The following is a 26,559-nucleotide window of genomic DNA, read 5'->3' as shown; positions in this document are numbered from 1 at the left end:
TTACTCAACCTCCAATAAATTCAATCCGTATGCGACGCCGACAATAAAAATCGCAAATGCAAGATAAATACCAATCGCATATACAAATAACAATGTGATAAGTGATACTAAAGTTACGTAGAATATTTGATTTTTCATTGCGTTTCCTCCAACAAACGTTTGATATCTACACGCTTTAAATCATTGTTCTGAATATCCATTTGAGCAGTGATTTGCTCCATAAATGCATCGACATCAGATTTCTTAAATCGGTATGTGCTTCCTACTCTGAAATAGCGCATGCCGTTTTTAATAAGTAATTCATCTATTGTCGGCTTGCTTAAATTCAGATACTCAGATAATTCTTTGAACGTCATAAAATACTTATCACGCGCTAATTCGTCCACACGTTCATTAATTGCTTGTTCTAATAACTCACGTGCTTCATCTTCATCAATGCCGATATTAAACATTAGTTATGCCTCCTTATGCCATTTGTTGCTTGTCATTGTATTTGTCGTAAATGTGCTTTTTCACAGATAAAGGAAGATTATATTTATCAACAAATACCATAAATTCTACTGTGTCACTTAATACTTGCTGTCTTAACTCCAGCATTTCCTGTGTCATATCTCCCTTTTGAACCATCTTAGGAAAGCCATATACGTTTGATACTGCTTTATTACTAATTGATTGAGCTTTGCAATAATCTTTTTTAGAAATAGCTTTAATACCATTTTTCAAGTTATCCATAGCTTCTTTTTGTTTTTCTTTGTCTAACATTCGGAATGCTTCATATCCTTTTAGCCCTGTTGATTGGCGTAACTCAATTAACACGTCACAAATCCAGTCTTGAAAGTCTAGTGCCTCCGTTTTGTTAGACCTCATTACAAGTCTATAGATGCCTTTTTCATTGATAACTGTGTAATCTTGGAATTTTCTTGATTTCTTTTTATCTGATGTGGTACGCCCTTTAAGAGTACCTCTTGTATGCTCGGGTAAATATCTTGTAGCAGTGTACGCATCTCTAAAACCTAATACCTTTGCCACATCGCTTGCTATAGCCCAATACTCACCGTCTTTTTCGATAAACCGTATTTCTTTGTCATTGAAAATTTGTTTAATCATTGGTTAAGCCTCCTTTTTAAACAACTGATCTAGTAACTGCTCTTTAGGAATTAAGATTTTGCCTTTAATTCGTACATTAGGAATGTCGTTGTTACTTACTAAGTTATACGCGTGTCTTTCACTAATTCTTAAAAGTTTCGATACTTCCTTGATTGTCAAAAACATGTTACTTCACCTCCATAACAACACAATATTTTTTGTTTGTGTTGTTCGTTATATTCTTATACTAACATCTTTTTTGGAATTTGCAACAATAAAAACAAAAAAATTCTAAAATGTGTTATAGTTGTTATAGTAAATTGTTATAGGAGGATAATATAATGTCGTTTAATGTATTGAAATATTGTAAGGACTTAAGAGAAGAAAAAGAGGTTTCCGTTAGAAAAATAGCTGAAAAAATAGGATATTCATATAGTTATATAAGTAGCATGGAAAATAAAGCTAGAAATAACCCATCGGATAAATTTATTAAAGATTATATTTTAGGTTTAGTCGAAAACAATCATTCTGAATTTAATTATCATTCGGAAAAAATTAAAGAATTATCTAATGGGGAGATTGATTTAGGTTTATATGTGGATAGTGCTACTTCAATTATGGACGCTGTAACAAATAAAAAAGTATCTTCTTATATTACTGATTCACATACACACGATGGCAGTTATTATGACTTTGCTGTGAATGACTTGAAATATCATCTTCAAGATGAAAAAAATTCAACATTTTATGGTCGTGTACCATTAGATGCTGATGACAGTCAACACGTACAATCATTAATATATAATTACTTAAATACAAAATATGATATTTTGAAATCACAATTAAATGCACTTTATAACAGTGATGCCATAGATAAAGATAAATACGATAAGATATTAGATGAGATAGAAACTATTAAGCGATATATTAAGTAGGTGACCTTATGGCAACATATGAAAAACGTGGTAACTCGTGGCGATATCGTATTTCTACTGGTAAGAATCCTACAACTGGCAAATATGAATATATCTCTAAATCTGGCTTTAAACGTAAATCAGATGCCAAACATCATGCTGAAATGGTTGAACGTCAATTAAGAAATGGTGAGTATATTGCACCTTCCACATCTACATTTAAACAAGTAGCTGACGATTGGCTTAAACAATATGCGAATGATGCTAAAATAAGTAGCGTGAGAGCACGTGAGAAAGCCATGTATCATGCCATAGAGCGCTTTAATACTTTTCCTATACAAACTATCAAGAAACATGATTTTCAACGCTTTGTGGACGATATGAGCTCACAGTATAGTAAGAATTATGTTGACAGTATTGTGGCATCTACGAATATGATTTTTAAATATGCTTACGATATGAAATTAATTAAAGTTTTACCTAGTGAGGGAATTAAGCGACCTAAAAAGATACGTACTGTTGAAGAATTAGAGGACACTGAGATACATAAAAAGTTTCTTGAAAAAGATGAATTATTTCAATTTCTAGAGGTTGCTAAAAATAACCATGCGCCACTTAATAGCTTTCAAGTTTTTACCACATTGGCATACACGGGCTTACGTGCAGGTGAATTATTGGCATTGAAGTGGTCTGATATTGATTTTGATAACAACACGATCAGTATTACTAAAACGTATTACAATCCAAATAACAATAAGAAAAAGTATCAGATACTTACACCTAAAACTGAAAGCTCTATCGGTAAAATCACTGTAGATGCGAATGTGATTAAGATGTTGCAAGACTATAAGATTAATGTACAGAACAATTGGAAAGATGAACTCTATGTCGATAATAATTTTGTGTTCACAGACAATAACGGATATCCACTTGTGATTAAGAAATTATCAATGTGGATTCAGTCTATTATGGCACGTACTGATATCAACAAAAACATCTCAACGCACTCGTTCAGATACACACATTGTGCATTACTCATTGAGGCTGGTGTACATATTAAGGAGATACAAGAAAGATTACGCCATAAGGATATCAATACCACAATGAATATCTACGCTAAAATTACAAATTCATACAAAAAAGACGCTTCCCAAAAGTTCAGTCAACTTATGGAAAACGTCTCAAAAGAATTATTTTAAAATTTATATGACCAAATTATGACCATTGAACATTACAAACGTTGATATAACGGGGTTCATTGGTCTTTTTACATCATACCAGGCATGCCGCCACCCATTCCAGCTTGTTCTGATTGATCTTTTTCTGGAATTGTTGCTACAACTGCCTCTGTTGTCAAGAACATTGCAGCTACACTTGCTGCATGTTGTAATGCTGAACGTGTTACTTTAGTAGGGTCTACAATACCTTCTTCAAGCATATTAACCCATTCATTTGTTGCAGCGTTGAATCCAACACCTGCATCTGCATTTTTAAGACGTTCTACAATAATAGAACCTTCCAATCCAGCATTTTCTGCAATTTGTCTAACTGGTGCTTGCAATGCTTTTAAGACAATATTAACGCCTGTTTCAACATCGCCAGTTGCTTCAATATCACTTACTTTTTTATAAATATTTACTAATGCTGTTCCACCACCAGCAACGATACCTTCTTCAACAGCTGCTCTAGTTGAGTTTAAAGCATCTTCAATACGTAATTTACGTTCTTTTAATTCAGTTTCACTAGCAGCACCTACTTTGATTACTGCAACACCTCCGGCTAATTTAGCAAGACGTTCTTGTAGTTTTTCTCTATCGAAGTCAGAATCAGTTTCTTCAATTTGTGCTTTGATTTGGCTAACTCGTGCATCGATATTATTTTCATCACCGTCTCCATCAACAACTGTTGTATTATCTTTAGTAACTTCAACCTTATTAGCACTACCTAACATATCAATAGAAGCATCTTTTAATTCTAATCCTAAATCATCTGTAATGACTTGTGCACCTGTTAAGATTGCTAAGTCTTCTAACATTGCTTTGCGACGATCACCAAATCCTGGTGCTTTAACTGTTACTGCTGTAAATGTACCTCTCATACGGTTTAATACAATATTAGTTAATGCATCGCCTTCCACTTCATCCGCTACAATTAAAATTGGACGATTAGATTGAACCACTTGTTCTAATAAAGGTAAAATATCTTGGAAAGAAGAAATTTTCTTATCGGTAACTAAAATGTATGGTCGTTCTAATTCTGCAATCATTTTATCTGAGTCAGTAACCATATATGGTGATTGGTATCCTCTATCAAATTGCATACCTTCTACAACTTCTAATTCAGTATTGAAACCATTAGATTCTTCTATAGTAATAACACCATCGTTGCCCACTTTTTCCATAGCTTCTGAAATATATTTACCAATTTCTTCATCCGCTGCAGAAATGGCACCTACTTGAGCAATTTCATTTTTATTTTCTACTTTTTGAGAAATTTCATGTAAAGCTTCAACTGCTACTTGAACTGCTTTATCAATACCTTGTCTTAAACCTACAGGGTTTGCACCGCTAGTCACATTTTTAAGTCCTTCTTGAATCATTGCTTGTGCTAGTACTGTTGCAGTGGTAGTACCATCACCAGCAATTTCATTTGTTTTGTTAGCTACTTCTTGAACTAATTTGGCACCCATATTTTCATATGGATCTTCTAACTCAATTTCTTTTGCAATTGTGACCCCATCATTTGTAATTAATGGCGCTGTATATTCTTTATCTAATACAACATTGCGTCCTTTTGGTCCAATTGTCACTTTCACGGCATTTGCCAATTTATCTACACCACGTAACATTGCTTGACGTGCGTCTTCTGAGAATTTTAAATCTTTAGCCATTATGTCTAACCTCCAGTATTGTCAATCTTCTTACTTTTTTATAATACGTTTATTTTATGCTTCAATAATTGCTAAAATGTCGTCTTCATTTAATACGATGTATGTTTCATCGCCACGTTTAACTTCTGTTCCTGCATATTGTTGGAATACAATTGTATCCCCTTCTTTTACTTCAGGAGCAACTCTAGAACCATCATCTAATAAGCGCCCTTTTCCGACTGCTTTAACGATGCCTTCATTTGATTTTTCTTTAGCACTATCTGTTAATACGATACCACTTTTAGTTGTTTGTTCTTGTTCTTTTCTTTCAATAATCACACGATTTCCTAATGGTTTAAGCATGATTGTTCCTCCTTGTTGAGTACGAATTTTAGCACTTAAACTTTTAGAGTGCTAAACTACTTTTATAATAATCAAATTTGGTCAATATTTCAAGCAGGACGTCTTTGAATTTATTTTGTACATAATGATTTTTTACGATAAAATAAACTATAAACAGAAAATCGGAGGTCCAATATGAAAAGATTTTGGGTGTCATTATTAACAGTATTAATTTATGCCTTAGCTCAATTTTTACCAGGCATGTTATTACGAAGTGGATTAATCCAACCAGAAAAAGGTATGGAAACAACTCAATTTATGATATATACACAAGTATCATTATTTATAGTCGCAGCTATATTAATCATATTAATTAACTTATATATTAAAAATCCTACTCGTCTCGAAGCAGGTGTTAAAGAATCCAAACGCTACATCATCAGTTGGGCATTACTTGGATTTTGTATCGTCATGGTATATCAAGTTGTTGTGAGTTTAATTTACACACTTGTTTTAGGACAACAACAACAAAGTCCTAATACTGAGCGATTAATGGCTATTGCTAAACAAATGCCAGTCTTTATTATATTAATTTCAGTTGTTGGTCCAATTTTAGAAGAGTTTGTATTTAGAAAGGTGTTATTTGGTGAATTATACAACGCCATCAAAGGTAATCGTATCGTTGCCTTTTTAATAGCTTCCATTGTGAGCTCACTTCTTTTTGCATTAGCACATAATGATATTAAATTTTTACCTATGTATTTCGGTATGGGAATGTTATTCTCATTAGCTTATACATATACACATAGAATCGCTATACCAATCGGCATTCACATGTTACAAAACGGTACTGTTGTCATTATGCAAGTCTTCGGTGGTGAAGCACTTAAAAAAGTACAAGAACAAGCCAACTTTATCATCCATCTTATATTGAATTAAATATAAATTAATAGAGCCAGTCACATTTTCAGTGATTGGCTCTATTTTTTAATATCATTTTATTGTGCACCTTCATCTTGCTTTCGTCGTTTTAACAGAAATGCAATGATTACACCAATGAAAATGGCAATAATACTTGTACCTAACGTCATTAATAAACGATTTGTTTTCTGCTCTTTTTGATAACTTTCTTTCTGTTGATTTGATGTACTTATTTTATCATCGCTATGATTTTCAAAAGAACTTTTATCACTCGATTCTTTATCTTCAGGTTTCTTTAAATCAGGCATTGATCCTATATCGCCTGTTATTAAAGCTAGAACTTGATCATCTAAGTTTTTATAGTACTTCTTTGAATCCAATGGGTTAAAATACTGAAATCTAAAATAATTAGATGATTGTTGTAATGAATTTAAATATTGATTTCCACTAAACGTTTCTTTTCTAAAAATATTGTAAATATCCCTATCTGAAATAACACCATTAGAATTATCAAGTTGATGAATTTGATTAATCACAAATGGGTTATATTTGTATGAACCTTCTGCTAAAGAATTAAACCTTCTTATTAGCGACTGCTGATTTGATGTACGCTCAAAGCCTTTTTGATTGTTGAAAATTGATTCCGGTCTTTGCCACATAAAACGATTACTATCATAATTAGATGTATTAGATTGTGACTGATCGTATGAATTTGATTTCCGCACTGGTCCTAAAACTTGATTTTGAGAGTCGTATCGAGGCATTAATTGCACAGAATTATGATTAGAATTCTGATATTGGCTATTGCTCACGTTATTGTTATTTGCATTTTGCCAATGATTGGGTCTTTGATTATTTGATTGACCATGATGAGTCGAACCTGTTCCATTGGCTTGATGATTTGAATTATTTTCACCGGGATATTGTGAGTTTCCATCTTGAGATGACTGCTGACCTTGATTTATAGGTGGTTGCTGATTGCTTGGTTTTTGATGTTGATGATGAGTTTGTCCTGAACCTGGTTGCGTGCTTGGTTTATCATTGTTTTGATTAGAATCTGGTTTGGCTTGATTGTTAGATCCATTGGGTTTGTCTTGACCATTTTGGTTAGACCCTGGTTTATCTGGATTGGTTTGTCCATTTTGATTGGAATTAGAACCATCATCTTTATCATTTGGCTTGTCATCTGGCTTAGTACTTGGATTATCTTGATTTGAGTTTGAATCTTGATTACTATCTGATCCATCATTTTGGTCATCATTTGGTTTATCTTGATTATTATCAGGATTATCATTATTATCTTGATTCCCAGGCTTATCATTATTATCAGAAGTACCATTGTTTGAATCAGTGTTATCATTTGAATTTGAACCATCATTTTGTCCCGAATTTGGGGTGTCGTCTTTACTACCATCAGATGTATTACTACTATTATCAGGATTAGTTTGATCTTGGTCAGATTGATTTGAGTCACTTTGATTAGAATCAGAAGATTGAGATGTATCCTTTTTATCATCAGTTGATGGTTCAGCATTATTTTTATCATTGTTGTTCTGATTTGAATCATTTGTTTGAGTTGTATCTGATTGAGGTGGCTTATTTGAATTTTCAGCCGCAAAAACCGGCGGACTTAGAAATGATGTGCTTAATATTAATGCAAATCCAGGTAACATTAATTTATGTTTTAACTTTTTCTGCATCAAAAGTCACCTCCTATTATTATTTCTTTACTAAATCAAGTATATATAAAGTAACCAAATAATGCATTGATATATGTTTATTGATAAAAAATATTAATATTTTTGAAATTTTCCAGTAATTATTAGTTTACTTTATCGAGTATAATATTTATACTAAAGATACAAATAGTTATTAACTATAACAAAGGAGATTGAATATGGGTTTATTTAATAAAAAGAACAATGACGTTTCATTTAACGATGCTATGGAGCAAAGACGTACAATATACAATTTAGAAAGTACTATTTCAATTGAAGATTCAGAGTTAGAAGAGTTAATTGCACATGCAGTTAAACATGTACCTTCAGCATTCAATTCTCAATCTACTCGTATCGTTTTATTATTAAATGATAAAAATGAAAAATTCTGGGAAAACACGAAAGCTATTTTAAAAGAAACAATGGGTCCAGATCGTGATTTTGAACCTACACGTCAAAAAATTGATAACTTCAAACATTCATATGGAACTATTCTTTACTATGAAGATCAAGATGTTATTACAGGATTACAAGAAAAAATGCCAAACTTCTATGACAATTTTGAAATTTGGTCTAATCAAACAAATGCAATGCATCAATATGCCATTTGGACTGCATTAGCTACTAAAGGTATTGGCGCTTCATTACAACATTATAATCCAATCGTTGACGAAGCAACTGCAAATGAATTTGGCATTCCAAAAACATGGAAATTAGTAGCTCAAATGCCTTTTGGTAATGTTCGTGAGCAAGCTGGTGAAAAAGATATTAAACCAGTTGAACCTCGTTTCCTTATTAAAAAATAATTGATTGAATTTAACACTGAGTGGGCGTAAATTTCTTACAGAAATTACCCCACTTTTTTGCTATCTAGATATAATTTTAGTATCTTATAATTAATCAATTAAGAGGAGTGATATATATGAAAGTTCAACTATTTCAAATATATATCGAATATGGTCAATCTGAGAAAAATATGGCAAAAATTGAACAATGGTTTGAAGATAAATTAGAAAACGACACAGACGTTGTAGTAATCCCTGAAATGTGGAACAACGGCTATGCATTAGAGAAATTAAATGATCTAGCGGATGTTAACTTAAAAATTAGTTTGCCATTTATTACAAATCTAGCACAAAGGTATCAAGTTGATATTGTTGCTGGCTCTGTATCAAATAAAGTTGATCAATCTATTTATAATACAGCATTTACAGTATTATCTAATGGTAATTGTATAAATGAATATAATAAAATCCATTTAGTTCCAATGTTAAGAGAACCCGATTTCATGTCACCAGGTGTGAATGTTCCTGAACCCTTTGCTTTATCTGATGGCACTTTGGCTACTCAAATTATATGCTATGATCTTAGATTTCCAGAATTACTGCGATACCCCGCTCGTAGTGGTGCAAAAGTAGCATTTTATGTTGCACAGTGGCCAACAGTAAGATTAAATCATTGGCTCGCTTTATTAAAAGCACGCGCAATTGAAAATGACATGTTCATTATCGGTACAAATAGTTGTGGCAATGATGGTCAAACAGATTATGCTGGGCATTCAATTGTCATCAATCCTAATGGCGAAATTATTGGAAGTTTAGATAGCGAAGAGGATTCTTTAAGTGTAAATATAGATATTAATGAAGCTATAGAACAACGACAATCAATTCCAGTGTTTGATAATCTTAAACTTGATTTATATAAATAGAAATTGAATCTTTCCCACTCGATGCAATTTAATTGAGTGGGTTTTGTTGTATATAAGAATAAGCCGTGAGCTTGGGAGGGGCTCACGGCTTTTGATAACTTATTATTAAGGGAATGTTTTTACAGTTATTTTTTCAATCTATTTTTTGGGGATGTTATTAATTATGAAAAAATTTTAGTGAATTTATCTCTTTTTATAATGATAAATTGAATGTTGTTTTACGATAGCTTACATGTTAGAAAAATACCTAGTTAAAGGTAGCTAAGAATAATACGTAACACTGAGTCCAAGGAAAACTACAGTCATATTAGTAAATGTTTGGTCACCTACTAATGTTGTAAGTTATTAAGTTGGGATGGCTTAATAACTCACCTATTATACGAAGAAAACAAAGTTACAATGAATTTCTACTATTATTTAGTGAATTTTTTTACTGTATCTAAAATCCATTTTACAAAATCACCAATTGTTGAAATGATATCTGCAGTCATTGAAATCACTCCTTCCATTTGAATTATTGTAAATCCTAAATACTCATCTTAACTAACTTGAAAAAATTATTTTTGGAATTTTTTCACAGTGTTAATGATTAATTTTACTAAATCACCGATTGTTGAAATGATATCTGCTGCCATTGAAATCACTCCTTCCTTCTAGTAATGGAACTAGAATTACTTTGACAAATAATTCTAATAAGTAGATTAAGCAAATTTTCAACTCTATTTCCATCACATCTCTGTGATATGAGTCTATTAAAACATGGTTATACCTCTTTGACTTAAAAAATTCCTAACTCGCAATATTTTATACTAAACTGTAAGCCTTTTTATGATAAAATACTTTTTAGAAAGTACATTATACAGTTAAGTATTTATTTTTGACAGTTAGGCATAAAACACAAAATAAGTTGCACAAAATTGTATAATGATACTTAAGGAGAGTAGTGAACAAGTGAAAATAATAGATACAAAAATTGATCAATTTGCCAACTACTTACAACGTAGAAATAACTTGGATCGCATACAATTTCTAAAAGTTCGTTTAGGTATGCAAGTTGTAGTAAGTAACATAGCGAAATTTATAGTAACATATGGGTTAGCGATAATATTTCATATTTTCTGGTATACGTTAACTATGCATTTAGCATATATGATTTTAAGGTTTTACGCGCATGGCGCACATGCTAAATCATCTTTACTATGTCATATTCAAAACATCATTATTTTTCTATTGATGCCATGGCTTATCGTATATTTATCAATTGGTAAATTTGAAATGCTTATCTTTGCATTAATTGGTTACTTAATAGTAATTATCTATGCACCTGCTGCAACAAAGAAACAACCTATACCTAAACGCTTAGTGAAAAAGAAAAGAATACTCTCCATTGCAGTTTACATGTTATTAGTCATAATATCGTTTATAATTAAAGAACCATATTCACAATTAATTCTATTTGGAATTATTGTTGAATCAATTACATTATTACCTATCTTTTTCCCTAAGGAGGATTAACATTATGGAATTTTTAGTCAATTTATTTTTTAAATTTTTCACTTCAATCATGGAATTCGTTGGTTTTGTAGCTGGAGCAAATCCATGTTCTGCTTATTTTGACGAGCCTGAAGTACCTAAGGAATTAACTCAACAATTCGAATAAATCTAAGGAAAGTGTGCTCTGTATGGATGCAATAAACTTTATACCTGCTGCAGCTTTGCAAGTCGCTTTACTATTTTTAGTATCTAAAATTATTATAAATATAAAATTTTATTTGAGGGATTATTTAATCATTATTGGGATTATAATCCCTTCAGTATTTATATACTACTTTTTTGACAGAGCTGGTTTAATTTTTATAGTGATTGCAATGATAGTTTTTTACTATTTTAAAGTGAAGTTATATTCAGTAATCATTGTTCTTATTAGTAATTTAATTATGTACTTAACTAACTTTATTTCTGTTAGCTTTTATTTAACTTTAGTTAAATATTATCCTGACAGTTATTTGCTAATCATTTTGCACTTTATATTATTCTATTCAATAGCACTGTTACTAGCTTTTTTCATAAAAGCATTACTAAAAAAACTAAAAGAATCATATTTATCTTTGAATAAAACGTATATAACTATAATATCAGTGGTATTATCTATTTCATTTATGTTCTTTTACATAATTTCTCAAACAGATATGAGTGCACCAAATAGTTTGAGATTATATGCTATTATTTTTGTTGGTTTAATTATCTTTTTAAGTATTATTGTTTTCATTCTTTCAATGTTCACTTTACGTGAAATGCGTTATAAACGTAATCTTCAAGAGATTGAAACGTATTACGAATATACTTTAAAAATTGAATCTATTAATAATGAAATGCGTAAGTTTCGACATGACTATGTCAATATTCTATCAACGATGTCTGAATTTATTCGTGAAGACGATATGCCAGGCTTACGTCAGTACTTCAACGAACAAATTGTACCGATGAAAGATAACTTAGAAACACGTTCACTTAAACTTAACGGTATTGAGAAGCTCAAGGTGCGTGAAATCAAAGGGCTTATTACGACGAAGATTCTTCAAGCTCAAGAAAAAGAAATCGCGATTAGTATTGAAGTCCCTGATGTGATTGAACGTATTGATATGAATACGATAGAACTAAGTCGTATTATTGGTATTACGTTGGATAATGCGATTGAAGCATCAGAATCATTAGAAGATGCCCTTATTCGTATCGCCTTTTTCAAAGAGGATGAATCTGTAACGCTTATTATCATGAATAAATGTAAAGATAGTATTCCTCGTGTTCATGAACTGTTTGAAGAAGGATTTTCTACAAAAGGTGATAATCGAGGTTTAGGGTTATCTACACTTAAAGAAATCACTGATAATAATGATAATGTATTATTAGATACAGTCATTGAAAATGGCTTTTTTGTTCAAAAAATTGAAATTATCGATAAAGAATCATAAGGATGTGAAATCATGAAAATATTCATTTGCGAAGATGATCCAAAACAACGAGAAAATATGGCTTCCATTATTAAAAATTACATTATGATTGAAGAGAAGCCTATGGAGCTTGCTCTCGCAACTGATGATCCTTATGAAGTGCTTGAGCAATCCAAAAATATGAATGACATCGGTTGTTATTTCTTAGATATACAACTTGAAGCAGATATAAATGGTATTAAATTAGGTAGTGAAATTCGAAAACATGATCCTGTAGGTAACATCATTTTTGTAACAAGCCATAGTGAATTAACGTATCTCACTTTCGTTTATAAAGTCGCTGCAATGGATTTTATATTCAAAGATGATCCTGCAGAACTGAAAACACGTATTATCGATTGTTTAGAAACAGCTCACACAAGACTCAAATTATTATCCAAAGAAAGTAATGTAGAAACAATTGAGTTGAAACGTGGTAGTAATTCAGTTTATGTACAATATGACGATATCATGTTTTTTGAATCATCTAGTAAATCACATCGTTTAATTGCACATTTAGATAATAGACAAATCGAATTTTATGGTAACCTCAAAGAATTAAGTCAATTAGATGACCGTTTCTTTAGATGTCATAATAGCTTTGTGATTAATCGGAGAAATATTGAATCCATTGATTCTAAAGAGCGTATTGTCTATTTTAAAAATAAAGAACACTGTTATGCATCTGTTCGTAATGTCAAAAAGATATAATTCCATTATTAATATAAATAAACAACCATCCGTTAGTCTTAAACGGATGGTTGTTCTATTATGCATGATCAATTTCATCTAAAGTAGGAATACTGTCAATGGCACCATATTTTATCGTTACTTTTGCTGCTACAAGATTACTGAAATGTAAGATTGCTTCACCTTGTTGTTTAAACAATCGCTCTATAGACATATCTTGATGAGTTAATATTTGACTTATCACGGCTCCTATAAAGGCGTCTCCAGCACCAGTCGTATCGATGGCTTTGACTTTAAAGCCTTCATGATGTTTTACTGTCCCATCTTTTAAATAAATTGAGGCACCTTTAGCACCTTGCGTATAAATTACCGCTTCAACATGACCTACAAATAGCGATGCAATCGCTTTAGATTCATCATGCTCTCCCGTAATAAATTCAAGCTCTTCATCTGAAACTTTTATAACATGTGCTTTAGGTATAAATGTCAGTATAGCGTTACGACAATCCTCTTCATTATCCCATAAAGGCAATCGGACATTAGGATCAAAAACAATAGTTCCTTGTTGCTGTTCAAATTTCTCAACCATTGCTAAATGTGCTTGTTTCATTGGGCTATCTACTAAATCAACAGAGCAAAAATGTAAAATATCACCCTTACCCATGTCTATATCTTCAATATTTTGAGCTTCATATAACATATCTGCAGATGGTTTTCGATAAAATGAAAAATCTCTTTGCCCATCTGCCTTTAAACTTACAAAAGCAAGTGCTGTATTCGCCTCATTTGTTCTTTTAATATAACCAGTACCAACACCAATATTTTGTAGTGTTTCAACGATAATATCTCCAAATGCATCATTGCCAAGTTGCGTAATCATTTCAGCTTGTGCACCTAACTTTTGTACTGTACAAGCAACGTTACAAGGTGCACCACCTACTTGACGTGAAAATTGTTCCACGTCTTTAAGTGCAGTATCAGTTACTGTTGGCATAAAATCGATTAGCGCTTCACCAATTGCGAATAAACGTCTCATGAAAGATCACCTTTCAAATTATATTTCGTAAATTGTAAATAAACTTGTCCTGATTCAGTAGAAGTTTTAATACCGGTTGCTTCTTCCGCAGGGAATATTCTTGAAGTTAATACACGTTCACCATCATTACAGAAAATTTCTATACTTGATGTATCTACAAATATGCGTAACTGAGTTAGTGTTGAATCCAATTTTGTACTACGTGTAGTACCTTCCACATTACCTGGTAACAAACCACTATCAGTTCGATCAAGCGTCATTTTATTGTCACGCTTATTATAAGAAATCATTGTCGATTGATATCTTGATGTTCTTAACTCAAAATAAACTTCAGAAGCATCATTTTCTAAAATATCAATGATTAATTCATACTGTTTACCCTCATAAGGATGTAACTTCGTTGTAAATTTATTAGCGTAACCTAAAGCAGTTTCTTTGTTATATCTTAATTTTTCTAGACTTTGAATAGGTCTTTGTTTCAACTTACCATTTTCAACAGTTAATACTCTTGGAATAGTTAAACAATGTGCCCAACCTTCTTCATCTGTAGGATATGTTGTTTCTGGTAATCCCATCCAACCAATTAAGATACGTTGACCATTTTTATCGAGAAATGTTTGTGGAGCATAAAAATCAAAACCTCTGTCTAATTCTAAAAATGATTGATGATCAAACTCTAAAGTATCTAGATTTAAATCACCCATGATATAGCCAGATTGATAAATATTACGATATTTATCTTCCTCACTATCAATGCCTTGTGGACAGAACATAATGATATCATGGCCATCCAGTTCAAAATAGTCAGGACACTCCCACATATAACCAAATTGGTTTAATGATGTTTTAATTTCTCCTTGGAAATGCCAATTCACAATATCTTTCGAACTATATAATAATAATCTACCAAATTCATCCATAGTTTGGGCACCCAAAATCGCATAATATTGGTCCTCAATTTGAAATACTTTTGGATCTCTAAAATGACTTGTATAGCCTTCAGGTTGTTGGCTAATAACAGGTTTAGGAAACTTCTCTACTGAACCGTCAGCTTTCATTCTAGCTATCATTTGTGATGAATGTCTTTGCCAATTATGATCACGGTGATTTCCAGTGTACATATAATATAAATGACCTTGAAATTCAAAAGCACTTCCACTATAAACACCATGACTATCAAATTTAGTATCTGGACTTAGTATGACTCCTTGAGGTTCGAAGTGAACCAAGTCGTCACTCGTATAATTAAACCAATATTTCAAACCATGTACTACGCCTAATGGGAACCATTGATGTGAGACATAATACTTTCCATTAAAATAAATTAAACCATTGGGATCATTTAATAAACCCGTTTCTGGTTGAATATGGAAAGTTTGTCTATACGGAGATAATTGTACTTGTTGTTTTAAATTTAATAATTTATCGCTATCAACCTCTTCTATTCGTTGATAACGTTCTTCTTTAGTCCATTCAGTCATTCATATCCCCCTATTTTATAATAATCGTTTAAGTAAATGGGGTTAAGTTTATAAATAATAAAGAACCCTTGATACATATACTTATGTTTAAGCATGATGTTTGCACCTAAGATCGAAACTTTATGCTATATCAAACACGTTCATGTAAATGTATGTCTTTATACTTGTTCTCCCCAACTTGCATTGTCTATAGAATTTGTTTTCTAAATTCTATAGACATGGGTCACTTGACCTAGTAAGTATGATGTTTATATTTTATCATTTATACTGGTATCGGTTCCATATAAATTGAATATATTCTTTATAATTTCACTGGTATCACGATGGATTCTTCAATAGATTCTCCCTTAATCAATTGTCTAACTTCAAGCATCGCACGTTGTCCCGCTTCATAATAATTAAACTGTATTGTTCGAATAATTGGAGAAACAATTTGTGTCATAGGATCTCCACCAAATCCATGAATTATTGTTGGTTTTAATAATTGATCTGAATTAAAACGATATTTATGAATTGCCAACGCAATGGCATCAGTCGCACCAATAATGACGTCAGCATCATTAATCTTTGTTAACGTTTGCTTAATATCTTTTAATGCTTCTTCATATTTAAATGAGGTTTCAAATATATCTGGTTTAATTTGATATTTTGATAAGCCATCGATTAAACCACTTTTCCTATGTACACCTACCGCAATATCTTTCTCAGTAACACTAAAAAATACAACACGTCGCGGTTGTCTTTGACCTACCCACTCACCCACTTTTAATCCTGCTTGATAATCATCATGCGTGATGCTATGTAAACCAGGATATGCTTGTCCAACAATAATGACAGGTACATTAGCTTTATCAATCACTTCCAAATGTTTATCAGTAATATCAGTTGCCATTAAAATAATTGCATCTACTTTACTACGAGATAACGTTTCAATGGCTTCAATTTCTGCTTCCATATGTAATCCAGTATAGTTAAGTAACAGTTGATAGTTATGTTGTTGACATTGATTTACGATACCCTTCACTGTTTCATCAACAGCATAAGAGTTCATCCTTGGAATGATAGCACCTATAATACGTGTTTGAGTTGCTCTTAAACTTTGCGCGAATTGATTCGGTTGGTAGTCATGTTCATTAATGATCCTACTTAGTTTCAAACGTGTCTTTGGACTGACAGATCCATTATTTAAATACCTAGAAACCGTACTCTTTGATACTCCTGCTAATTTTGCGATATCCGATATATTTTTCATAAAAGTTACTCACCCATCATATTTTGGAAAACTTATATCTATTCTATCATAAATGTAATCGCTTAAAATACTAATTTCTAGTTGAATAAATAGAAAAAGAGCACCCATGATGGATGCTCTATCTATATTTATCATTATTTTACGCCTTTTGTACAGTAATTGTCCAAGACGCATCACCAAGTTGTTCATAATTAGTAACAGGGTAACCATTTTCTGCCGCCCAATTAGGGATTGCCTCAGTCGCCTGTGTACAATCAAAATCAATTTTTAATTCATCACCAGAATCTAATTCAGTCATTTTCTTTTGAGCTTCTATTAAAGGGAAAGGACAAACCATCCCAACTGTGCCTAATTCATATACCATAATAACTCCTCCTTAAGTCGTTTGTGTTTGTTGTTTAACTGTTGTTTGTTGTTTTTTAGTCGATTGTTGTAGTTGTTTCATTGGCTTAATAAAAATAAAGTAACTCATAAACCATACACCTAGAATCATTGAACCTAGACCAATCCAGCCTTGCCAACTCATTGTCGCCGTTTCAACTAAGCCATTACCGATTGAACAACCACCTGCAACAGAGGCTCCAAAGCCCATTAAAATGCCACCAATTGCACTATTTCTAATTGTTTTCTTATCTGGTAAACGCCATTTAAATTCTTTTGATCCTTTAGCAGCAATGTAAGAACCTAGGAATATACCTATAACTAAAAATGCGCCCCAATCAATGAGTTGTGTATTTCCAGTAATTAAGAAATTAACAATATTTGCTGAAGGTGTCGTAATTCCTAATCCATAATCTCTACCAGTAGAACTACTCATTGGCCAAGCTAATAAAGCGATTAAACCAACTGCAATAGCCGCTACAAACGGATGATATCTTCTTTCAAATAAATAATGTCTTACGCCTGAATACTTCTGTTTTAATTTAGGGACTGCTACTTTAGGCTTTTTAAGTGTTTTTGTCACTAATATTAAAGTAATTAACGTTATTAGTATTACTAAAATCCAATTGGGAATATGCAATGTATCTGCCATACTTGCATTGACATTTGTAGGTTGATTAATTACTTTTAGGACTGGTGACAAAACACCTGTCTTAGTAATTGCACTTGTTAATGCATATAAAATGAGTGCAACCCAACTACCTATTAAACCTTCTCCTGCTCTATAATATGTTCCAGTAGCACAACCACCTGCTAATACAATACCTATGCCAAAGACAAAAGAACCAATGATTGTACCAACAATTGGAAATGTGTGTGCTGGAACATTTACTATACCTAAACTTGTTAATATTAATAAACCAATACTTTGAACTGTAATAGCAACAAGCAATGCATAGAACATTTTATTACTTTTTTGAACATACATATCTCTAAAACCGCCTGCTAAGCAAAAGCGTGTTCGTTGCATTACAAATCCTAATAGTACGCCGACGATCAAACCGCTTATAATCATCCAAACCACGTTATCACCCTTTTCCGATATAAATACTAAGTTATTTTACAGGATAAAGTGTTATATTTCAAGTTCACTATCATAATATGTTTCTTAATTCTACACATTTATCAATGAAATGCTTTATTTAAAATAAAAAAAGAGTACATCTCGATAAGATGTACTCTTGCTCATCACTTTTTTAATGTGCTTGTATTTCATCGATATAATGAACTAATGCTTGCAATTCATTTGCTTTAAAATGACTAAATTTATACCAAGTTTGGTTATAGTAAATCAATAATTTATGTCCCAGTAACCCCTTACGTATTTGGTAACGAATAATTTTTTTAACATCAATTTCTAAATTTAGAGGATTATGATTTGTATAATAGGACTTGAACACTAATGTATGACCGTTCAATACCAATTGTCCTGGAATGTATATTAATGTAGGTAAATGTGCTTTATACATACACCCTATTTGAATCAATACTTTATCATTCATAAAAAGTCCCTCCAAATGATCAATATGCTATTTCATTGATTCATCATAATTTCTCATAAAGAAAAGTAAGGACTGTAATTCAATACCTAAATCAATATGATGTACTTGTACATCAGTTGGCGTACTCACTCTCGCTGGTGTAAAATTCATAATACCTTTAATACCAGATTCAACCAGCTCATCTGTAACACTTTGGGCAACCTGTTCAGGTGTTGTAAGAATGACTACATCAATATCTTGATTTGATAACGTATGTTTTAAAGTCTTGCTATCTTTTACAACAACACGGCCTACTCGTTCGCCGATGACATCTTGATTTACATCAAATGCTTCTGTAATGGTCATTTCATCGTGAATTGAGAAGTTATATGTTAATAATGCTCGACCTAAGTTACCCACACCAACAATTGCAATTTTAATATCATTGCTACCACTAATTTCAGCTTTGAAAAATTCAATTAAACTATCTATATTATAGCCATATCCTTTTTTACCTAATTCGCCAAAATATGAAAAATCTCTACGAATCGTAGCTGAATCTATTTGTAATGCTTCGCTAATAGCTTTAGAATTAACACGGTCAATACCTTTAGATTTTAGATTACTCACAAATCTATAATATAACGGTAAACGTTTTAAAGTTGCTCGAGGAATTTTAACGTTACTTGCCATTTTATTTGTCTCCCTTCGACGCTAAACGGTTTTAATTTTATGTATATATTTGCAACAATAAAAATCCAAATAATTGTTCACAATGAATACTTGCTAATTATACATTAATAAAATTTAAAAATAAATATCCTAGTTTCAAGACACAGCTTAATACTGTAAAATAAATATTAATATGATAAACAAAAAATTTAAACATATCAAACTATATGTATAGTTTATAATGATATCGCATATTTAGAAAGGTGAAGTCGGATGATACTTTTACAACTTAATGACATCTCTAAATCGTTCGATGGTGAAGATATCTTTACTAACGTTGATTTTGAAGTGAAAACAGGTGAACGAATAGGCGTTGTTGGACGAAATGGTGCCGGTAAATCAACACTTATGAAAATCATTGCTGGCGTTGAAGATTATGATAGTGGTCACATTTCAAAGATTAAAAATCTTAAGATGGGCTATTTAACACAACAAATGACGTTGGACTCTAACGCCACTGTGTTCGAGGAAATGTCAAAACCATTTGAACATATTAAAAATATGGAACTATTAATCAAACGTGAAACAGATTGGTTAGCTGCCCATGCAAATGAGTATGATACACCTACTTATCAATCACATATGGAAAAATATGAATCTTTATCAAATCAATTTGAGCAATTAGAAGGTTATCAATATGACAGTAAAATTAAAACAGTTCTTCATGGATTGAATTTTAATGAAGATGACTTTAATAAGCCCATTAATGACTTTAGTGGTGGTCAAAAAACACGATTATCACTTGCACAAATGTTGTTAAATGAACCAGATCTATTATTACTTGATGAACCTACCAACCATCTCGATTTAGAAACTACAAAATGGTTAGAAGATTATTTGCGTTACTTTAAAGGGGCAATTGTCATTATAAGTCATGATAGATATTTCTTAGACAAAATCGTTACACAAGTTTATGACGTCGCTTTAGGTAGTGTTAAACGATATATTGGTAATTATGAACAATTTATTCAACAGCGAGATAAATATTATGAAAAACGTATGCAAGAATATGAAAAACAACAAGAAGAAATTAAACGGTTAGAAACATTTGTAGAAAAAAATATCACAAGAGCTTCTACAAGTGGAATGGCAAAGAGCCGTCGTAAAACATTAGAAAAAATTCAGCGTATTGATAAACCAATGATTGATGCAAGAAGTGCTAACATTCAATTTGGATTTGATAGAAATACCGGAAATGACGTCATGCATATCAAACAATTAGAAATTGGTTATGATGATACACCTATTACTAAACCTATTAATTTGGAAGTATCCAAAGGTGATCACATCGCTATTATTGGGCCAAATGGTGTCGGTAAAACCACTTTAATTAAAACCATTGCTCAAAGACAACGTCCACTCGGTGGCGAAGTCACATTTGGTGCTAATTTACAAATAGGTTACTATGACCAAAAACAAGCTGAATTCAAATCAAATAAAACCATTTTAGATTATGTTTGGGACCAGTATCCAAATATGAACGAAAAAGATATTCGAGCAGTATTAGGCCGTTTTTTATTCGTACAAGACGACGTCAAAAAAATTATCAATGATTTATCTGGTGGCGAAAAGGCAAGATTACAATTAGCCTTGTTAATGTTGCAACGTGATAATGTACTTATTTTAGATGAACCTACCAATCACCTCGATATAGATTCGAAAGAAATGTTAGAACAAGCTTTAGAACATTTTGCAGGTACTATTATCTTTGTATCCCATGATAGATACTTCATCAATCAATTAGCCAATAAAGTATTTGACCTAGATCATGATGGTGGAAAAATGTATCTTGGTGATTATCAATATTATATTGAAAAAACAGAAGAAGCTGCAGCCTTAAAAGCTAAAGCAGAGAGTGAAATTGAGTCTGCAAATCACTCAAATACTAAACAGACTACAGCGTCATCATATGAAAACCAAAAGCAGCGTCGTCGCGAACAACGCAAAATAGAACGTGAAATCGAGCAACGTGAAGCCCTCATCGAATCATGTGAAGCAAAGATCGAAGACATTGATCATCAACTTACACAACCCGACGTTTATAGCGATCCTGTAAAATCCAATGAACTAGCTGAATTAAAATCGAATACCGAACAAGAATTAGAACAAGCAATGCTTGAATGGGAAGAATTACAAGAAAAATTATAAATAACTATTATTTTTCCAGACACTAGAAAGTAGATTTTCTACTTTTTAGTGTCTTTTTTCTGATTTTTAATTGATTATTATTAACATTCATTTTCGCCTATCTGATAGCTATCCACAGAGTTATCCTAGTTATCCACAGGTAATATGTAACTAAATTTTAGAGTTATTCAGATAAAAATTTGCTATATCCACAAAAATTAACACCACTTATCCACAAGTTGTGCACTTATTGTTGATAAGTACGCATGTTCCCTATTGACATATCTTCTGACTTCTCATTTTTATCATTGATTGTTTCAAATTAAATGATATGAAATAATTAAAAAAACAATACATTAAGGAGTTTTTAAATGAATGACCCACAGTTATTTTTATTATTTGTTTTAGGCGTTATTATATTAACCACAGTCGTTAGTATCATTACTTCTATCATTAATAGACGACAGTTCATTAATAAAATTAACGGCTTATGGTCTAATCAAGAAAAGTTAGAAAAATTTATCAGGCCAAATGCGAAATATGATTATCAATTTCAAACCTATTTTGATAACTATGATGATCGTCAACTAATTGATAACAAGACATGGTCTGACTTAAATATGGATGCATTATTTCAAAGTATGAATTTCAATTTCACAGCACTTGGGGAGATGCGTTTATATGCAACATTACGTAGAATGTTTAAAATGAACAATAAAATATTACTCAATCGTTTTAAAGAAGATACTTCTTTTAGGAATCAGGTTTCATTACGGTTAGGTCTAGTTGGTAAAAGTGTCTATCCACATTTTCCCGATCAACTCACACCTATTAAATGTCAAAAAATATTTATGCTAGCCCCCTTATTACCAATAATCGCTTTAATTTATACGTGCTTTGATGCGTCAAATGGTATTCTGTTATTCATCATGGCATGTGTGATTAATATCATTTTATCGGTCAGTTTAAAACGAACTTATGAACAAGATTTAAAAACCATTTTTTATACTGCTAATATTTTAAAGCAGTGTAAAAATCTTACTGATATAGAGGGAACACCGCAAATAGACGTTAATTTCAATCACTTTAAAACTGCAAGATATTTAAGTGGCATATTAGCTAAAGTCGAAAGCGTTGACTTTGCATCAGCCTTTGTTTTATTAATTAAAACTATATTTATGTTAGATTATCTTATTTTTCACACGATTCAACATAGTTACTATAAATATTTAGATGAAGTATTAAAATGCTACGATTATATTGGCCAATTAGATAATCATTATGCAATTGCCTTATACCAAGAGACATTAGAAGCATACTGCGAACCTGAAATAATTCAAAATAGTAATACTCAACAGCAATTATGTGAGTTTAATCAACTTGTACATCCATTAATTAACAATGCTGTTCCAAATGATTTAAATCTCAATCGAAATATTTTATTAACCGGTTCGAATGCATCTGGTAAATCAACCTTCATGAAGACTGTTGCGCTTAATCTTATCTTGGCTCAAACAATTAACACTGCAACAGCCACTCAATTTAAATATGTACCTGGATTAGTCTACACGTCTATGGCTAATGCAGATGATGTCTTATCAGGAGATAGCTATTTTATGGCTGAATTGAAATCCATTCGCCGTTTATTCAATATTTCAACGGATAATCAAGTATACTGTTTCATTGATGAAATCTTTAAAGGAACCAATACTACAGAACGTATTGCCGCTTCTGAATCAGTATTAACTTATTTATCTCACTTGCCAAATTACTATGTATTAGCTGCAACACATGATATTGAATTATCAAATTTATTAAATATATCTTATACAAATTATCACTTTAATGAATCAATTAAAGATGATTCCATTGCGTTTGACTTTAAAATCAAACCAGGTAAAGCAAATACAAGAAATGCAATCGAATTGCTAAGATTGACACAATTCCCTACTGATATTTATGAACGTGCCAAACAACAAGTTAAGGATATATAATAAAAAGTCAGTAGTGTGAGATTCTATTTAATCTCGCATTACTGACTTTATAATTATGATAAAGATTCAATTGAAAAATCTTCAATATCGATATTATTTTGTCCATTCATTGCCATATCCCCACGAATGCCTGCTAAATACAAGAAATGACCTGCTGCACCAATCATCGCTGCATTGTCAGTACATAATTTTGGTGTAGGAATGGTTAATTGGATTTGATTATTTTCACACTGTTTAGAAATACTTTCTCTTAGTCCACGATTACTTGCTACACCACCAGCAACAATTAATCGCTTAACGTTATACGCTTTGCAAGCATGTATCGCTTTAGTTGTTAACACTTCAACAACACTATTTTGGAAGCTAGTTGCCACATTTTCTGGCACAATGTCTTGCCCTTTTTGACGTTGATTATGCAATTGATTAATAACTGCACTTTTTAGTCCACTAAAACTGAAATCATAACTTTCTTTTTCTAACCAAACTCTAGGAAATTGATACGTATCTTCACCTATAGCTGCTAATTGATCTATTTGAGGTCCACCTGGATATGGCAAGTCAATTGTACGTGCTACTTTATCATATGCTTCACCTACAGCATCATCTCTTGTTTCACCTATCACTTTAAAATGGAGATGATCTTTCATATAAACCAATTCTGTATGACCTCCTGAAACGATTAATGCCATTAATGGAAATGTTAAAGGCGTTTCTAAATGATTCGCATAGATATGTCCTGCAATATGGTGAACGGGTATTAATGGTATATCATATGCAAATGCAAGTGCTTTCGCTGCATTAATACCTATGAGTAACGCACCTATAAGTCCAGGTCCTTGCGTTACAGCGATAGCATTAATATCATTCATAGTCACATTTGCAGTTTGTAAAGCAGTGTCTATAGTCGTTGTGATTCCTTCGACATGATGACGACTAGCAATTTCAGGTACAACACCACCAAAGCGCTTATGACTTTCAATTTGGCTTAACACTGTATTGGACAATATTTCCGTACCATTTTTAATAATACTTACACTTGTTTCATCACAACTTGTCTCTATTGCTAAAATTAATGTCTGTTGATTATTCACGTAAATTCACCCACATGACTAATGCATCCTGCCCTTCTCCATAATAATTTTTTCGTTTTCCACCATATTGAAAACCTAAATTTTGATAAACATGTTGAGCCACTGTATTATTCACTCTAACTTCTAAACTCATCACTTCACATCGATGTCTCGCATAATTCATGACATATTTTAATAATAATTGTCCTAAACCATATCCTCTAAATTGCTCTGCAATCGCAACTGTGGTTATTTGTGCTTGATCAATGACAACCCATAATCCTAAATATCCAATAATCGTATGGTTAAATTCTATGACGAAATAATTAGCAAACTCATTCTTTTCAATTTCATGATAAAATGCATCGATTGACCATGAACTATCATTAAAACTAGATCTTTCAATGTCAAAGACTGCTGGAACATCATCTTTACTCATTTTTCTAATATTTAATTGTTCTTCTGTTGGTCTATCCAATTTCTTTCCGCCTCAGTTATTTTATGATATTTAGGAACAAAACTATGGATTTCAGTTGGCTGGCTAATTAAATTTTTCATGACTGATGCTTGTGGTAATTGATTAATGCCCTTAGCATCTAGCAAATGTTCTAATTTAACCGTATCTTCACCTATAAATACATGTGGTTGATCAAGTTCATGTAATTTCAGTTTCAAGTCGTTAATTGAAATATATTGATCGTCTAATACAGTTTCTAATATTCCATTTTTTCTTTGGTAAATTCCTGCATAAACCGCTTCACGTCGGGCGTCAAAAATGGGTACTAAAAGTTTGTTTTTTTCGCTAACAGTTGCTGCCAAAGCTTTTAATGAAGAAACGCCATACAATTTACAATTTAATGCATAGGCAAGTGTTTTAGCAGTCGTCACACCAATTCTTAATCCAGTATATGAACCTGGGCCTTCAGCAACTACGATGCCATCGAGATCATTTTTTGAGATACTACTTTCTTTAAATAAACGTTCAATCTCAGGCATTAATTGTACTGAATGATTCGTCTTTGAATTATTGGTTATTTCAGCTAAAACATCATTGCCATCTGTTAATGCGACAGATAAAGGCTGATTGGACGTATCTATCAATAATAATTTCATTGTTCTAACGCCTCCTTCATTGCTTCATAATGTTCGCCTTTAGCTTCTATCGTAATGTGTCGACTCATTTCATCAATAACTTCAATATTTATTGTCAGTGATTCATCAGGTAGTAAATCCTCAATAAATTGGCTCCATTCAATCACTGTTAAGCCATTATCTTCAAAGTATTCATCAAATCCTAAATCTTCTTCTGAATCTTCTAGTCTATAGCAATCCATATGATGTAACTTTAAATGTGTACCTTTGTAAGATTTAATAATATTAAATGTTGGTGAATTGATTGTTCTCTTAACACCTAAAGCTTCACCTATAAATTGCGTGAATGTTGTTTTACCTGCACCTAAATCTCCATTCAGTAAAACTAAATCCCCAGCTTGGACTAATGCCACTAATCTAGCCGCAAATTGTTTCATCTCGTTTTTATCTTTAATACTAATCATAGGTCATTCTCCTATTTACTTTTTAACTACACAATAAATATATTAACTTAATAAGTGTAACAAATTTTGTCTTATATTTCTTCGTAAATATTTTCAACAAAATAGATTTGTAATTGTTAGAAAATTCTAAAATATTATTGACATCATTTTC

At 31.8% G+C, this 26,559-nt stretch carries 31 protein-coding genes; 11 read left to right on the top strand and 20 right to left on the bottom strand.

What is annotated here, in order from left to right; translation table 11 throughout:
* The 4 genes from ACJQQZ_RS10645 to ACJQQZ_RS10630 are packed head-to-tail and all read right to left on the bottom strand — an operon-like array spanning position 1 to position 1,272.
* The gene (locus ACJQQZ_RS10645; protein ID WP_155399935.1) at positions 1-138 is read right to left on the bottom strand and encodes a hypothetical protein; all 138 of its coding nucleotides are present in this window, start codon (positions 136-138) and stop codon (positions 1-3) included.
* Complete coding sequence (locus ACJQQZ_RS10640) at positions 135-452, bottom strand: helix-turn-helix domain-containing protein (protein WP_031464166.1); 318 nt, start codon at positions 450-452, stop codon at positions 135-137. The genes ACJQQZ_RS10645 and ACJQQZ_RS10640 overlap by 4 nt, the downstream gene beginning before the upstream one ends.
* A 13-nt stretch (positions 453-465) precedes the next feature.
* Positions 466-1,107 (bottom strand): BRO-N domain-containing protein, encoded by a 642-nt coding sequence (locus tag ACJQQZ_RS10635; protein ID WP_408023139.1) that lies wholly within the window; start codon positions 1,105-1,107, stop codon positions 466-468.
* Positions 1,108-1,110: 3 nt separating this feature from the next.
* Positions 1,111-1,272, bottom strand: a complete 162-nt coding sequence (locus ACJQQZ_RS10630) for a helix-turn-helix domain-containing protein (RefSeq protein ID WP_031464165.1) — start codon at positions 1,270-1,272, stop codon at positions 1,111-1,113.
* A 155-nt stretch (positions 1,273-1,427) separates the two neighbouring features.
* Here ACJQQZ_RS10630 and ACJQQZ_RS10625 point away from each other — a divergent pair, with 155 nt between their 5' ends.
* Positions 1,428-2,021: a helix-turn-helix domain-containing protein gene (locus ACJQQZ_RS10625; protein WP_031464164.1), complete on the top strand. Its 594-nt coding sequence runs from the start codon at positions 1,428-1,430 to the stop codon at positions 2,019-2,021.
* Between the two features lie 8 nt (positions 2,022-2,029).
* Positions 2,030-3,199 carry a tyrosine-type recombinase/integrase gene (locus ACJQQZ_RS10620; protein ID WP_408023138.1) on the top strand — a complete coding sequence of 390 codons (1,170 nt, stop codon included), beginning with the start codon at positions 2,030-2,032 and terminating at the stop codon, positions 3,197-3,199.
* A 68-nt stretch (positions 3,200-3,267) separates the two neighbouring features.
* Here ACJQQZ_RS10620 and groL read toward each other — a convergent pair whose 3' ends face one another.
* The gene (gene groL / locus ACJQQZ_RS10615) at positions 3,268-4,890 is read right to left on the bottom strand and encodes a chaperonin GroEL (RefSeq protein ID WP_145506681.1); all 1,623 of its coding nucleotides are present in this window, start codon (positions 4,888-4,890) and stop codon (positions 3,268-3,270) included.
* A 54-nt stretch (positions 4,891-4,944) separates the two neighbouring features.
* Positions 4,945-5,232 carry a co-chaperone GroES gene (groES, locus tag ACJQQZ_RS10610; RefSeq protein WP_002451577.1) on the bottom strand — a complete coding sequence of 96 codons (288 nt, stop codon included), beginning with the start codon at positions 5,230-5,232 and terminating at the stop codon, positions 4,945-4,947.
* 174 nt (positions 5,233-5,406) lie between these two features.
* Here groES and mroQ point away from each other — a divergent pair, with 174 nt between their 5' ends.
* Positions 5,407-6,150 carry an intramembrane glutamic endopeptidase MroQ gene (mroQ, locus tag ACJQQZ_RS10605; RefSeq protein WP_124227769.1) on the top strand — a complete coding sequence of 248 codons (744 nt, stop codon included), beginning with the start codon at positions 5,407-5,409 and terminating at the stop codon, positions 6,148-6,150.
* Positions 6,151-6,209: 59 nt separating this feature from the next.
* Here the strand turns inward: mroQ and ACJQQZ_RS10600 are convergent, their stop codons facing one another.
* Positions 6,210-7,832 (bottom strand): SdrH family protein, encoded by a 1,623-nt coding sequence (locus tag ACJQQZ_RS10600; protein WP_408023137.1) that lies wholly within the window; start codon positions 7,830-7,832, stop codon positions 6,210-6,212.
* A 197-nt stretch (positions 7,833-8,029) separates the two neighbouring features.
* Here ACJQQZ_RS10600 and ACJQQZ_RS10595 point away from each other — a divergent pair, with 197 nt between their 5' ends.
* Complete coding sequence (locus ACJQQZ_RS10595; RefSeq protein WP_002451574.1) at positions 8,030-8,656, top strand: nitroreductase family protein; 627 nt, start codon at positions 8,030-8,032, stop codon at positions 8,654-8,656.
* Positions 8,657-8,772: 116 nt separating this feature from the next.
* Positions 8,773-9,558: a carbon-nitrogen family hydrolase gene (locus ACJQQZ_RS10590; RefSeq protein WP_002451573.1), complete on the top strand. Its 786-nt coding sequence runs from the start codon at positions 8,773-8,775 to the stop codon at positions 9,556-9,558.
* A 413-nt stretch (positions 9,559-9,971) separates the two neighbouring features.
* Here the strand turns inward: ACJQQZ_RS10590 and ACJQQZ_RS10585 are convergent, their stop codons facing one another.
* Together ACJQQZ_RS10585 and ACJQQZ_RS10580 are read right to left on the bottom strand one after the other, a co-directional pair.
* Positions 9,972-10,049, bottom strand: a complete 78-nt coding sequence (locus ACJQQZ_RS10585; RefSeq protein WP_015364841.1) for a delta-lysin family phenol-soluble modulin — start codon at positions 10,047-10,049, stop codon at positions 9,972-9,974.
* A 66-nt stretch (positions 10,050-10,115) separates the two neighbouring features.
* Positions 10,116-10,193, bottom strand: a complete 78-nt coding sequence (locus ACJQQZ_RS10580) for a delta-lysin family phenol-soluble modulin (protein ID WP_015364840.1) — start codon at positions 10,191-10,193, stop codon at positions 10,116-10,118.
* Between the two features lie 316 nt (positions 10,194-10,509).
* On the opposite strand from ACJQQZ_RS10580, the gene ACJQQZ_RS10575 reads away from it, so the two are divergent.
* The 4 genes from ACJQQZ_RS10575 to agrA are packed head-to-tail and all read left to right on the top strand — an operon-like array spanning position 10,510 to position 13,259.
* Positions 10,510-11,073: an accessory gene regulator AgrB gene (locus ACJQQZ_RS10575; RefSeq protein ID WP_002451572.1), complete on the top strand. Its 564-nt coding sequence runs from the start codon at positions 10,510-10,512 to the stop codon at positions 11,071-11,073.
* 4 nt (positions 11,074-11,077) lie between these two features.
* Positions 11,078-11,218 carry a cyclic lactone autoinducer peptide AgrD gene (gene agrD, locus ACJQQZ_RS10570; protein ID WP_124227772.1) on the top strand — a complete coding sequence of 47 codons (141 nt, stop codon included), beginning with the start codon at positions 11,078-11,080 and terminating at the stop codon, positions 11,216-11,218.
* Between the two features lie 22 nt (positions 11,219-11,240).
* Complete coding sequence (agrC, locus tag ACJQQZ_RS10565; protein ID WP_145506672.1) at positions 11,241-12,530, top strand: quorum-sensing sensor histidine kinase AgrC; 1,290 nt, start codon at positions 11,241-11,243, stop codon at positions 12,528-12,530.
* 12 nt (positions 12,531-12,542) lie between these two features.
* On the top strand, positions 12,543-13,259 hold the full coding sequence (agrA, locus tag ACJQQZ_RS10560) for a quorum-sensing response regulator AgrA (protein ID WP_002466277.1): 717 nt from the start codon (positions 12,543-12,545) through the stop codon (positions 13,257-13,259).
* 58 nt (positions 13,260-13,317) lie between these two features.
* Here the strand turns inward: agrA and ACJQQZ_RS10555 are convergent, their stop codons facing one another.
* From ACJQQZ_RS10555 to ACJQQZ_RS10525, 7 genes are all read right to left on the bottom strand, one after another.
* The gene (locus tag ACJQQZ_RS10555; RefSeq protein ID WP_124227774.1) at positions 13,318-14,274 is read right to left on the bottom strand and encodes a carbohydrate kinase family protein; all 957 of its coding nucleotides are present in this window, start codon (positions 14,272-14,274) and stop codon (positions 13,318-13,320) included.
* Positions 14,271-15,755 carry a sucrose-6-phosphate hydrolase gene (locus tag ACJQQZ_RS10550; RefSeq protein ID WP_124227775.1) on the bottom strand — a complete coding sequence of 495 codons (1,485 nt, stop codon included), beginning with the start codon at positions 15,753-15,755 and terminating at the stop codon, positions 14,271-14,273. The genes ACJQQZ_RS10555 and ACJQQZ_RS10550 overlap by 4 nt, the downstream gene beginning before the upstream one ends.
* A gap of 301 nt (positions 15,756-16,056) precedes the next feature.
* A complete protein-coding gene (locus tag ACJQQZ_RS10545; protein ID WP_075777908.1) occupies positions 16,057-17,007 on the bottom strand; it encodes a LacI family DNA-binding transcriptional regulator in 951 nt (316 codons plus the stop codon).
* Positions 17,008-17,146: 139 nt separating this feature from the next.
* Positions 17,147-17,371, bottom strand: coding sequence for a sulfurtransferase TusA family protein (locus ACJQQZ_RS10540; protein WP_002452012.1), 225 nt, complete (start codon positions 17,369-17,371; stop codon positions 17,147-17,149).
* A 12-nt stretch (positions 17,372-17,383) separates the two neighbouring features.
* Positions 17,384-18,472, bottom strand: coding sequence for a YeeE/YedE family protein (locus ACJQQZ_RS10535; protein WP_002452013.1), 1,089 nt, complete (start codon positions 18,470-18,472; stop codon positions 17,384-17,386).
* A 172-nt stretch (positions 18,473-18,644) separates the two neighbouring features.
* Positions 18,645-18,950, bottom strand: coding sequence for a hypothetical protein (locus tag ACJQQZ_RS10530; protein WP_002452014.1), 306 nt, complete (start codon positions 18,948-18,950; stop codon positions 18,645-18,647).
* 27 nt (positions 18,951-18,977) lie between these two features.
* Positions 18,978-19,622, bottom strand: a complete 645-nt coding sequence (locus ACJQQZ_RS10525; RefSeq protein WP_002452015.1) for a redox-sensing transcriptional repressor Rex — start codon at positions 19,620-19,622, stop codon at positions 18,978-18,980.
* 252 nt (positions 19,623-19,874) lie between these two features.
* Between ACJQQZ_RS10525 and ACJQQZ_RS10520 the strand changes: the two genes are divergently transcribed.
* The gene (locus ACJQQZ_RS10520; RefSeq protein ID WP_145506669.1) at positions 19,875-21,809 is read left to right on the top strand and encodes an ABC-F family ATP-binding cassette domain-containing protein; all 1,935 of its coding nucleotides are present in this window, start codon (positions 19,875-19,877) and stop codon (positions 21,807-21,809) included.
* 350 nt (positions 21,810-22,159) lie between these two features.
* A complete protein-coding gene (locus ACJQQZ_RS10515) occupies positions 22,160-23,782 on the top strand; it encodes a MutS-related protein (RefSeq protein WP_075777905.1) in 1,623 nt (540 codons plus the stop codon).
* A 53-nt stretch (positions 23,783-23,835) separates the two neighbouring features.
* Here ACJQQZ_RS10515 and tsaD read toward each other — a convergent pair whose 3' ends face one another.
* Genes tsaD through tsaE form a run of 4 tightly spaced genes read right to left on the bottom strand, consistent with a single transcriptional unit; the run spans position 23,836 to position 26,408 of the window.
* Positions 23,836-24,873, bottom strand: coding sequence for a tRNA (adenosine(37)-N6)-threonylcarbamoyltransferase complex transferase subunit TsaD (tsaD, locus tag ACJQQZ_RS10510; protein ID WP_075777904.1), 1,038 nt, complete (start codon positions 24,871-24,873; stop codon positions 23,836-23,838).
* Positions 24,866-25,330, bottom strand: coding sequence for a ribosomal protein S18-alanine N-acetyltransferase (gene rimI, locus ACJQQZ_RS10505; protein ID WP_124227778.1), 465 nt, complete (start codon positions 25,328-25,330; stop codon positions 24,866-24,868). The genes tsaD and rimI overlap by 8 nt, the downstream gene beginning before the upstream one ends.
* A complete protein-coding gene (gene tsaB, locus ACJQQZ_RS10500; RefSeq protein ID WP_002452020.1) occupies positions 25,303-25,965 on the bottom strand; it encodes a tRNA (adenosine(37)-N6)-threonylcarbamoyltransferase complex dimerization subunit type 1 TsaB in 663 nt (220 codons plus the stop codon). The genes rimI and tsaB overlap by 28 nt, the downstream gene beginning before the upstream one ends.
* Positions 25,962-26,408: a tRNA (adenosine(37)-N6)-threonylcarbamoyltransferase complex ATPase subunit type 1 TsaE gene (gene tsaE, locus ACJQQZ_RS10495; RefSeq protein WP_075777903.1), complete on the bottom strand. Its 447-nt coding sequence runs from the start codon at positions 26,406-26,408 to the stop codon at positions 25,962-25,964. Before tsaE ends, tsaB begins: the two co-directional genes overlap by 4 nt.
* Between the last annotated feature and the right edge of the window lie 151 nt (positions 26,409-26,559).

Origin of the sequence: Staphylococcus sp. KUGN1, from assembly GCF_045984185.1 — a bacterium.
Taxonomy (GTDB): Bacteria; Bacillota; Bacilli; order Staphylococcales; family Staphylococcaceae; genus Staphylococcus; species Staphylococcus warneri_A.
Note: the sequence above shows the minus strand (reverse complement) of the source record. Positions and strands in the feature narration are given on the sequence as shown.

Excerpts from the sequence above, each read along its gene's own strand:
- ACJQQZ_RS10545 (WP_075777908.1), bottom strand. The coding sequence starts at position 17,007 with ATGAAAAATATATCGGATATCGCAAAATTAGCAGGAGTATCAAAGAGT.
- ACJQQZ_RS10580 (WP_015364840.1), bottom strand. The coding sequence starts at position 10,193 with ATGGCAGCAGATATCATTTCAACAATCGGTGATTTAGTAAAATTAATC.
- groL (WP_145506681.1), bottom strand. The coding sequence starts at position 4,890 with ATGGCTAAAGATTTAAAATTCTCAGAAGACGCACGTCAAGCAATGTTA.
- ACJQQZ_RS10620 (WP_408023138.1), top strand. The coding sequence starts at position 2,030 with ATGGCAACATATGAAAAACGTGGTAACTCGTGGCGATATCGTATTTCT.
- ACJQQZ_RS10555 (WP_124227774.1), bottom strand. The coding sequence starts at position 14,274 with ATGAGACGTTTATTCGCAATTGGTGAAGCGCTAATCGATTTTATGCCA.
- ACJQQZ_RS10515 (WP_075777905.1), top strand. The coding sequence starts at position 22,160 with ATGAATGACCCACAGTTATTTTTATTATTTGTTTTAGGCGTTATTATA.
- ACJQQZ_RS10585 (WP_015364841.1), bottom strand. The coding sequence starts at position 10,049 with ATGACTGCAGATATCATTTCAACAATTGGTGATTTTGTAAAATGGATT.
- ACJQQZ_RS10635 (WP_408023139.1), bottom strand. The coding sequence starts at position 1,107 with ATGATTAAACAAATTTTCAATGACAAAGAAATACGGTTTATCGAAAAA.
- agrD (WP_124227772.1), top strand. The coding sequence starts at position 11,078 with ATGGAATTTTTAGTCAATTTATTTTTTAAATTTTTCACTTCAATCATG.
- ACJQQZ_RS10640 (WP_031464166.1), bottom strand. The coding sequence starts at position 452 with ATGTTTAATATCGGCATTGATGAAGATGAAGCACGTGAGTTATTAGAA.
- ACJQQZ_RS10645 (WP_155399935.1), bottom strand. The coding sequence starts at position 138 with ATGAAAAATCAAATATTCTACGTAACTTTAGTATCACTTATCACATTG.
- mroQ (WP_124227769.1), top strand. The coding sequence starts at position 5,407 with ATGAAAAGATTTTGGGTGTCATTATTAACAGTATTAATTTATGCCTTA.
- ACJQQZ_RS10625 (WP_031464164.1), top strand. The coding sequence starts at position 1,428 with ATGTCGTTTAATGTATTGAAATATTGTAAGGACTTAAGAGAAGAAAAA.
- ACJQQZ_RS10520 (WP_145506669.1), top strand. The coding sequence starts at position 19,875 with ATGATACTTTTACAACTTAATGACATCTCTAAATCGTTCGATGGTGAA.
- ACJQQZ_RS10630 (WP_031464165.1), bottom strand. The coding sequence starts at position 1,272 with ATGTTTTTGACAATCAAGGAAGTATCGAAACTTTTAAGAATTAGTGAA.
- ACJQQZ_RS10550 (WP_124227775.1), bottom strand. The coding sequence starts at position 15,755 with ATGACTGAATGGACTAAAGAAGAACGTTATCAACGAATAGAAGAGGTT.
- ACJQQZ_RS10595 (WP_002451574.1), top strand. The coding sequence starts at position 8,030 with ATGGGTTTATTTAATAAAAAGAACAATGACGTTTCATTTAACGATGCT.
- ACJQQZ_RS10600 (WP_408023137.1), bottom strand. The coding sequence starts at position 7,832 with ATGCAGAAAAAGTTAAAACATAAATTAATGTTACCTGGATTTGCATTA.
- ACJQQZ_RS10530 (WP_002452014.1), bottom strand. The coding sequence starts at position 18,950 with ATGAATGATAAAGTATTGATTCAAATAGGGTGTATGTATAAAGCACAT.
- agrC (WP_145506672.1), top strand. The coding sequence starts at position 11,241 with ATGGATGCAATAAACTTTATACCTGCTGCAGCTTTGCAAGTCGCTTTA.
- groES (WP_002451577.1), bottom strand. The coding sequence starts at position 5,232 with ATGCTTAAACCATTAGGAAATCGTGTGATTATTGAAAGAAAAGAACAA.
- ACJQQZ_RS10525 (WP_002452015.1), bottom strand. The coding sequence starts at position 19,622 with ATGGCAAGTAACGTTAAAATTCCTCGAGCAACTTTAAAACGTTTACCG.
- tsaE (WP_075777903.1), bottom strand. The coding sequence starts at position 26,408 with ATGATTAGTATTAAAGATAAAAACGAGATGAAACAATTTGCGGCTAGA.
- agrA (WP_002466277.1), top strand. The coding sequence starts at position 12,543 with ATGAAAATATTCATTTGCGAAGATGATCCAAAACAACGAGAAAATATG.
- ACJQQZ_RS10590 (WP_002451573.1), top strand. The coding sequence starts at position 8,773 with ATGAAAGTTCAACTATTTCAAATATATATCGAATATGGTCAATCTGAG.
- ACJQQZ_RS10540 (WP_002452012.1), bottom strand. The coding sequence starts at position 17,371 with ATGGTATATGAATTAGGCACAGTTGGGATGGTTTGTCCTTTCCCTTTA.
- tsaB (WP_002452020.1), bottom strand. The coding sequence starts at position 25,965 with ATGAAATTATTATTGATAGATACGTCCAATCAGCCTTTATCTGTCGCA.